Genomic DNA, 7,778 nt, shown 5'->3' on the forward strand with positions numbered 1-7,778 from the left:
GCCGGCTTCGCCGTCCCCGGGCCCGCCGGGCAGGCCGCCGCGGTGGCCAACGCCCTGGCCACCGCCGAGGTCGCGCCGGGCGAGGTCCGCCTCGTCGAGGGCCACGGCAGCGGCACGCCGCTGGGCGACGCCATCGAGGTGGCCGCGCTGCACGAGGTGTACGCCGGCGCGGCCCCGGCCGAGTCCTGCGCGCTCGGCTCGGTGAAGACCAATATCGGCCACCTCGACGCCGCCGCCGGCATCGCCGGGCTGATCAAAGCGGTGCTGGCCGTCCGGCACGGCGTCATCCCGCCGAACCTGCACTTCACCCGGCCGCACCCGGAGATCGACCTGGCCGCCGGCCCGTTCTACGTGCCGACCAAGGCGCGGGACTGGCCGCAGGTGCCGCGCCGGGTGGCCGGGGTCAGCGCCTTCGGGCTCGGCGGCACCAACGCCCACGTGGTGGTGGAGCAGCCGCCGCCGGACGAGCCGGGGGAGGAGCCGGGCGACGGGCCCTGGCTGCTGCCGGTGTCGGCGCGTACCCCGGCGGCGCTCCGGTCGGCGCTGACCCGGCTGCGTACCCACCTGGCCGGCGCCGCTCCGGCGCTGCCCGAGGTGGCCGCGACCCTGGCGCTGGGCCGGCGCGTCTTCGCCCACCGGGCCGCGGTGATCGCCGCCGACCTGCCCGGCGCGCTCGCCGCCCTGGACGTGCTGCTGGACACCGACGCCCGGATCGCCGGCGACGGCGGTGCGCTGCGCGAACTGGCCGCCGACTGGGTGGCCGGCCGGGACGTCGACTGGGACGGCCTCCACCCCGAGGGCACGGTCCGGCGCACCGGACTGCCCACCTACCCGTTCCAGCGCCAACGGCACTGGATCGACCCCGTCCAGAAAGGCCCACGTTGAACTGGTTCGTCTCCACCGGAAGCCGACCCCAGGCGCCGGTGAGGTTGTTCTGCCTGCCCTACGCCGGAGCCGGGGCGAGCGCCTTCCGGCGCTGGCAGGAGGGGCTCGACCCGGACGTCGAGGTGCTCCCGGTGCAGCTGCCCGGCCGGGAGAACCGGATCAATGAGGACCCGCGCTTCACGGTCGCCGACGTGGCCGCCGCCATCGCCTCCCGCGCTGACCGCCCGTACGCCGTCTACGGCCACTCGATGGGCGGCCGGGTCGGCTTCGAGGTGATCCGCGAGCTGCGCCGCACCGGCCGGCCGTTGCCGCTGCGGCTGTACGTCGGCGGCGCCCGCGCCCCGCACGTCACCGCGCCCAGCCTCTTCGACGGCCTGTCCCAGGTGGACGACGAGGAACTGCTGCGCCGCCTCGGCGAGGGCGGCGGCCTCCCCGCCGAGCTGCTCGAGCATCCCGAGCTGGTGGAGCTGCTGCTGCCGCTGCTGCGGGCCGACTTCGGCCGGGTGGACAGCTACCGCTACGTGCCGGGTGAACCGCTGCCGGTGCCGGTCGTCGCGTTCAGCGGCGTACACGACCGGGCGGTCACCCGCGCGCACAGCGCGGCCTGGGCGGAGCACACCAGCGCCGGGTTCACCCTGCGCGAGATCGACGGCGGGCACTTCTTCCTGCACGACCAGCTCCCCGAGCTGCTCGCGGCGATCCGCGCCGACCTGGCCGAGGCGCGCGCCGCCACCCGGCCAGCGCCCGCACCGCCGCCCGCCGGCGCGGCCCGGGCCGCCGCCCACCGGGCGCCGCTCGGCGACACCGGCTGGTCGGTGTGGCGGGACGCGATCCTGCGCGGCACCGGCTTCCCGGCCGACGGGCTGACCCTGTTCCACGCGCCGCGTGCCGCCGCGGCCGCCGACGAACTGCTCGCCACCGGCGCCGGCGAGGACCGGTTCGACAAGGAGTTCGACGAGGCGGTCCGCGCCGCCGCCCACCAGCTCAGCGAGCTGGCCGCCCAGCCGCTGCTGCGCGAAGCCGTGACCTGGCAGAACACCGGCGCGCTCGTCGCGCTGGACGGCCTGGTCAAGGGCGGCGGCGACGCGGCCCGCAACGTCCGGCGCCGGGACCGGGAACGCGCCCTGCTCAAGTACTGGCAGCGTTATGCCGGCAAGAACGAGACGGTGGGCTTCTTCGGCCCCAGCTGCTGGGTCACCGTCGACCCGGACGAGCCGGAGGTCGCCCGGATCAGCACCGGGCGGGGGCTGACCCGCCGCCGCTGGGTCTGGTTCGAGTCGTGGGCGCTCACCGCGTACGCCGACACGCTCGGCGCGGACCTGGCCGTGCGTCGCTGGTGGCCGCCGGCGCTCTGTTCCCACCTGAGCCTGTGCGACCGCGCGGTGCTGCGCCCCGGACGGCCGCCGGTGCCGCTGTCCCCGGTGGAAGCGGCGCTGCTGGCCGCGGTCGACGGCCGTCGGTCCGCGGCCGAGCTGGTGGCCGACCCCGCCGTCGGGCTGCGGCGCCCCGAGGACGGCTACGCGCTGCTGGACCGGCTGGTGGCCCGGGAGTTGATCACCTGGGACGCCGCGCTGCCGATCAGCCCCGAGGCGGAGCAGGTGCTCACCGACCGGATCGAGGCCATCGGCGACGAACCGGCGCGGGTGGCGGCGCGGGCCGGGTGGGACCGGCTGCGCGCCGCGCGGGACGAGGTCGCCGTCGCGGCCGGTGACCCGGACCGGCTGCGCGCCGCCCTCGACGCGCTCAACGTCACCTTCACCGAGCTGACCGGGGCCGCGCCCCGGCGCCGGGACGGCCAGATGTACGCCGGCCGGACGATCTGCTACGAGGACACCAGCCGCGACCTCGACGCGGTCTTCGGCGCGCCGCTGCTGGCCGAGCTCGCCGCCCCGCTCGACGTGCTGCTGCGCGCCGCGCGGTGGATGGTCGAGGCGCTGGCCGACGCGTACGGGACGGTGTTCCGGGAGCTCTACGAGGAGTTGCGCGCGGACGCCGCCGACGGGCAGGTCGCCCTGTCCGACCTGTGGTTCCTGGTCCAGGGCCTGTTCTGGGGCACCGGCGAGCGGCCGGTCGACGCGGTGTCCGCCGAGTTCGCGCAGCGCTGGGCCGGGCTGTTCGGGCTGGACCGCCTCCCCACCGGCACCACCGAGGTCCGGCTGCGGGCCGCCGACCTGGCCGCCCGGATCGACGAGGTCTTCCCCGGCACCCGGCCGGGCTGGTCGAACGCCCTGATGCACAGCCCCGACCTGCAGATCTGCGCCCCCGACGAGGACGCGCTGCGCCGCGGCGAGTACACGGTCGTCCTCGGCGAACTGCACGCGGCCTGGTCGACGTTCGACTGCGCGGTCTTCACCCCGTCGCACCCGGACGTCGAGCGGCTGCGCGCGGCGCTCGCCGCCGACCTCGGCGAGCGGCGGGTCCGGCTGCTGTTCCCCACCGACTGGCCGCGCCGGACCAGCCGCACCGCCGACACGCTGGCCGGCCCGAGCGACCGCTATCTGGCCTTCCAGCCGGCCCCCGGCGGGGACCCGGACCGGGTGCTGCCCACCGTGGACCTCACCATCACCGACGAGGACGACCAGCTGGTCGCCACCGCCTCGGACGGCCAGCGCTGGCCGCTCACCGAGATCTTCGCCGAGCTGCTCAGCGCGCACGCGGTGGACGGCTTCAAGCTGGTCGCCAGCGCGCCGTACACGCCCCGGATCACCCTCGACAACCTGGTGGTGGCCCGGCAGACCTGGCGTACCACGGTGGGGGAGAGCGGCCTCGCCGCGATCACCGGGGAGCGGGACCGGTTCCTCGCGGTCCGTGCCTGGCGCCGCCGGCTCGGCCTGCCCGAGCAGGTCTACGTCAAGCTCGGCACCGAGACCAAGCCCTGCTTCGTCGACCTGGGCAGCCCCGCCTTCGCGAACATGCTGTGCGCCATGGTCCGGGCCGGCCGCGTCGACGGCGGGGACGGCGTGTCCCTGGTGGTCAGCGAGATGCTGCCCACGCCGGATCAGGCGTGGGTGCCGGACGGCAGTGGCCGGCGGTACTTCAGCGAACTGCGCCTGCAGATCGTGGACGGCCACCCGGAGGATGCCCGATGAGCCACCTGCTGCCGCTCGGCGACACCGGCTGGTCCGTGTGGCGGGACGTGGTGCTGCGCACCGCCGGTTTCCCGGCCGGCGGGCTCGACCGGTTCGCCGCGCCGGAGGCGGCCGCTGCCGCGGACGCGCTGCTCGCCGGGGAGAGCACCCCGGAGCTGCTCGACAAGGCCCTGCGCGAGGCGTTCGCCGACTCCTCGGCGGTGGCCGGGGAGATCGCCGCCGACCCGCGGCTGCGCGAGGCGGTCACCTGGCAGAACCCGGACATGCTCATCGCGCTGGACGGCCTGCTGCGGACCGACCCGACGGTGCGCAACGTCCGCCGCCGCAAGCGCGAGCTGAGCCTGCTGCGCTACTGGCAGCGGTACTGCGGCAAGGCGGAGACCATCGGCTTCTTCGGTCCGGTCTGCTGGGGGGTCCTCGACCCGGACGACCGGCACACCCGGCTGACGCCGGGCCCGTCTCTGGTCCGCCGGCGCCGGGTCCACTTCGAGGCTTGGGCGCTCATCGCGTACGCCGACCGGATCGCCGACGACCTCGCGGTGCGCCGCTGGTGGGCCCCCGCGCTGCAACCGCACCTGATGGTGCGGGAACGGCAGTTGCGCTGGCCGCTGCACCCGCCGATCGAACTGACCGCGCCGGAGGCCCGGCTGCTCGCGGCCTGCGACGGGCGGACCCCGGCGGTGGTGCTGGCCGAGCGGCTGCACGCCGAGGGGCACGTGCACGGCGCCGACGACGTGTACCTGCTGCTCGACCGCTGGGTCGAACGCGGCCAGCTCAGCTGGGACGCGAACCTCCCGGTCAGCCCCGACGCGGAGCGGGTGCTGGCCGAGCGGATCGCGGCGATCGGCGACCCGGCGGTGCGGGCCGGGGTGGCCGCCGGCTTCGATCGGCTCCGCGCCGCCCGGGACGAGGTCGCGGCCGCCGCCGGCGACCCGGACCAGCTCGCCGCCGCGCTCGCCGCGCTCAGCGCCGAGTTCACCGCCGTCACCGGCCGGCCCGCCACCCGGCAGAGCGGGCAGATGTACGCCGGCCGCACCGTCTGCTACGAGGACACCGCCCGGGACCTGGAGTTCAGCATCGGCGCGCCGGTCCTCGACGCGCTGGCCGCCCCGCTCGCCGTGGTGCTGCAGGCCGCCCGCTGGCTCACCGCGGAGATCGGCGCCGGCTGCGCCGATCTGCTCGATGAGCTGTACGACGAGCTCGGCGCCGACGGCCCGGTGCGGCTGGCCGACGTCTGGCTGCTCGCCCAGGGCACCATGATCGCCCCGGACGGGCCGATCGCCCGCGCCGGCGCCGCGTTCACCGCGCGATGGGCCGAGCTGTTCGGCCTGCGCGACCTCCCCGCCGATCAGGTCGAGCTGCGGCTGCGCGCCGAGGATCTGGCCGACCGGGTCCGCGAGCTGTTCCCCGCCGAGCGGCCCGGCTGGCCCTCGGCCCGGCTGCACAACCCGGACGTGCAGCTCGTCGCCCGCTCCGCCGAGGCGATCGATCGCGGGGACTTCGTGCTGGTTCTCGGCGAGCTGCACCCGGCCACCGTGGCGTACGACAGCGCGGTGCTCAGCCCGTTCCACCCGGACCAGGCGGCGCTGCGGGCCGCGCTCGACGCCGACCTCGGCCCGGCCCGGCTGCGGGTGCTCTGGCCGGAGAGCTGGCCCCGGCGGACCACCCGCACCACGTACGCGCTGACCGGGCCGGACGACCGGCAGCTCGGCATCGACACCGCCCGGGGCTCCGACGTCGACCGGCTGGTGCCGGCGACCGCCGTGCTCGTGGAGCGCGACGGCGACCAGCTGACCGCGGTCTTCCCGGACGGCGGCCGGTGGCCCGTGATGGAGGTCTTCGCCAACCTGCTCGGCCCGCTGCTGCTGGACACCTTCAAGCTGCTCGACCCAGCCCCGCACATGCCGCGGATCACCATCGACCGGCTGGTGGTGGCCCGGCGTACCTGGCGGACCACGGCAGAGGCGTGCGGGCTCGCCGGCCACGCCGACGAGACCTCGCGCTATCTGGCGGTCCGCCGCTGGCGGGCGGCCACCGGGCTGCCCGAGCGGGTGTTCGTGAAGGTCGGCACCGAGGTCAAGCCCTGCTACGTCGACCTGACCGGCCCGCTGTACGCGCAGTCGCTGTGCGCGATGGTCGACGCCGCGCGGAAGGTCGGTCCGGACGTGCCGGTGGTGGTCAGCGAGCTGCTGCCCGACCCGGACGAGGCCTGGGTGCCCGACGCCCACGGCGAGCGCTATGTGAGCGAACTGCGCCTACAGATGACCGATTCGGCAAACTACCGCAGGGAGCACGGGTGACCGACATCCTCACCGTCAGCGCCGCGGCCGGGGACCCGCTGCCCTGGCCCGATGCGACCGTGGCCGACCTGATCACCGCCCAGGCCGCCCGCACGCCGGACGCGGTGGCCGTCCGCCAGTGGGACACCCGGCTCAGCTATCGGGAACTCGTCGAGCGGGCCGCCGGGCTGGCCGCCGCCCTGCGCGAACACGGCGTCGGCCGCGGTGATCGGGTCGGCGTCTGCGGCCACCGCACCCCCGACCTGGTGGTCACCGTGGTCGGCGTGCTGCTCGCCGGCGCCTGCTACGTCCCCTTCGAACCCGGCGGTCCGCGCGAACGGCGGCGGGAGATCGTCCGCGACGCCGGGGTACGCCTGGTGGCTGGCGACGCCGCCGCGGCCGAGTTCGCCGACGAGCCCGACGTCACCACGGTCGGGCTGCCCGGCCCGGCCCCGGTCGCGCCCTGCCCGGCCCGTCCGGGCGACCCGGCGTACGTGCTGTTCACCTCCGGATCGACCGGTCGGCCGAAGGGGGTGCTCACCACCCACCGCAACGTGGTCGAGTTCGTCACCGGGGTCGCCGCGGTGGCCGGCGCTGACGCCGGCGTACGCAGCGCCGGCATCTCCTCGCTCAGTTTCGACGCGGTCGTCATCGACCTGTTCGTGCCGCTGCTGCTCGGCGGCGCGGTTCAGCTGCTCGGCGCCGACGACCGGACCGACCCCGTCCGGCTGGCCCGGTTCCTCGCCGCGCACGAGGTGAACTGGGGTGTCATCACCCCGATCGTGCTCGCCCTGCTCGACCCGGCCGACGTGCCGACCTGGCGTACCGTGCTCTGCGGCGGCGAGGCTGTCCCGGCCGCGCTGGTCGCCCGGTGGGCCCCGGGGCGGCGGTTCCTCAACGCCTACGGCCCCACCGAGACCACGGTGATGGCGCTCAGCTGCGACCTCACCGCCGCCGCCGCCGACCCGGTGCCGATCGGCCGCCCGCTGCCCAACCACCGGGCGTACGTGGTGGACGCCGACCTGCGCCCGGTGCCGCCGGGGGAGACCGGCGAGCTGCTGATCGGCGGCCCCGGACTGGCCGACGGGTACCTCAACCGCCCGGGGCTGACCGCCGAGCGGTTCGTCCCCGACCCGTTCGGCGACCGACCCGGTGCGCGGCTGTACCGGACCGGCGACCTGGTCCGCCAGGCGCCCGACGGCCGGATCGTCTACCTGGGCCGGGCCGACCGGCAGGTCAAGGTCGGCGGCCAGCGCATCGAACTGGGCGAGGTCGAGGCGGTGCTGGCCGGGCACCCCGACGTCGACCGGGTGGCCGTGGAGGCGGTGTCCGGTGCGGCCGGCACGGAACTGGTCGCCTTCCTCACCCCGGCCGACGCCCCCGACGACGGCGCGCTGCGGGCGTACGCCGGGGCCCGGCTCACCGCCGCGATGCTGCCGGCCCGGATGGTGCGGCTGGCCGCGCTGCCGGTCAGCTCGACCACCGGCAAGCTGGACCGGTCGGCGCTGCGGGCCCTCGCCGCGAC

Annotated in this window: 4 protein-coding genes; all 4 read left to right on the forward strand. The window is 76.3% G+C overall.

What is annotated here, in order from left to right:
* Window positions 1-885 (forward strand): ketoacyl-synthetase C-terminal extension domain-containing protein (locus ACWEVO_RS23200; protein ID WP_452309628.1); only part of this gene is annotated, 885 nt, incomplete at its 5' end.
* Window positions 882-3,974: a thioesterase domain-containing protein gene (locus tag ACWEVO_RS23205; protein ID WP_452309629.1), complete on the forward strand. Its 3,093-nt coding sequence runs from the start codon at window positions 882-884 to the stop codon at window positions 3,972-3,974. The genes ACWEVO_RS23200 and ACWEVO_RS23205, both read left to right, overlap by 4 nt.
* Entirely contained in the window at window positions 3,971-6,274 is a 2,304-nt protein-coding gene (locus ACWEVO_RS23210) for a lantibiotic dehydratase (protein ID WP_452309630.1), read from the forward strand. The genes ACWEVO_RS23205 and ACWEVO_RS23210 overlap by 4 nt, the downstream gene beginning before the upstream one ends.
* On the forward strand, window positions 6,271-7,778 hold a 1,508-nt coding region (locus ACWEVO_RS23215), incomplete at its 3' end, for an amino acid adenylation domain-containing protein (RefSeq protein ID WP_452309631.1). The genes ACWEVO_RS23210 and ACWEVO_RS23215, both read left to right, overlap by 4 nt.

This window comes from Micromonospora sp. NPDC003776 (genome assembly GCF_053605645.1).